This window comes from Bartonella sp. AA2SXKL (genome assembly GCF_042197205.1).
Classification (GTDB): domain Bacteria; phylum Pseudomonadota; class Alphaproteobacteria; order Rhizobiales; family Rhizobiaceae; genus Bartonella.
The window spans coordinates 1-256 of the sequence record NZ_JBHIRN010000184.1 but is presented as its reverse complement, the minus strand read 5'-3'; the positions used below and the strand labels follow the sequence as shown (position 1 = coordinate 256).

The following is a 256-nucleotide window of genomic DNA, read 5'->3' as shown; positions in this document are numbered from 1 at the left end:
TCTTACCCGCAAAATAACAGAACAACAAACGCGCTTAGCCAGCCAATTTCCCAACAGCTATCGTGACTTATTTTCCACTGAAGATGCCATTGAAGATGCCGGACATATTTTAAGTCTTCATGATAAAAAACCGCTTTTTGTTACGTTTTATAATACCTACAATAAAGAAAAACAAAGTATTTCTCTCCGACTCTTTCACCGCTACGAAGAACTAGCTCTTTCCAAACGCGTACCACTCCTTGAAAATATGGGATTT

1 protein-coding gene is annotated in these 256 nt (G+C 38.3%); it reads left to right on the top strand.

Features of this window, described 5'->3' with window-relative positions; all coding sequences use genetic code 11:
* Window positions 1-256 (top strand): hypothetical protein (locus tag ACFINS_RS10570; protein ID WP_375706245.1); only part of this gene is annotated, 256 nt, incomplete at both ends.